The 689-nt window shown below is 52.2% G+C and carries 1 protein-coding gene and 1 pseudogene; both read left to right on the top strand.

Annotated elements, in window-relative coordinates; all coding sequences use genetic code 11:
* On the top strand, positions 1-348 hold a 348-nt coding region (locus R7R24_RS27125; RefSeq protein ID WP_318120182.1), incomplete at its 5' end, for a sensor histidine kinase.
* Between the two features lie 2 nt (positions 349-350).
* Positions 351-689, top strand: a pseudogene (locus R7R24_RS27120) (carbohydrate ABC transporter substrate-binding protein); the annotation flags it as partial.

The raw sequence follows: 689 nt of genomic DNA, 5'->3' as shown, positions 1-689 counted from the left end.
ATCCACGGTGAAATCCGCACCCACTTTGCTGGTAAACCGTTAGCGATTAAGCGCTGCATTCAGAATCTGGTCGATAACGCGCTCAAATACGGCCATCAAGCGGACATTACGCTGAGTGAAAGCCCAGAGTTGATCCAGATTGAAATTGAAGATCACGGTGACGGCGTTGACGATTTATTACTTGAAAAGCTCTGCCAGCCATACTTTCGCGCTAGCAAAGATAAAGAAGGCAGTGGGCTGGGATTAACCATTTCACAGAGTATTGCAAAGGCTCATGGCGGCAACTTGTTGCTGAGCCATTCTCAGTTTGGCGGCCTCTGCGCCACACTGACTTTCCCGAGAGACTGACTATGAACAAACTGGCATTCTTGTTCCCACTGTTGCTCGCCCCTTGCGTCGCTCACGCTGAGTCGCCACAAGGGGTAGAGTTTTTACATTGGTGGACTTCTGACGGCGAGCAGCAAGCGCTGCAAACACTTAAAGCTCAGCTAAAACAGCACGATATAGAGCTGCTGCAAAGCCCGGTGTTAGGTGGTGGTGGCGACAGCGCGATGACGGTACTGCAAGCTCGCGCGCTGGCGGGCAATCCACCAAGCTTCGCGCAAATCGAAGGGCCAAGTATTAAAGCATGGGATGCCATCGGTATTTTGCACAACGTCAACGCAGTTGCCGATGAGCAGCGCTGGGAC

This window comes from Vibrio sp. 704 (assembly GCF_033339295.1).
The sequence above is the reverse complement of the archived record's forward strand: the minus strand, read 5'-3'. Positions and strand labels throughout refer to the sequence as shown.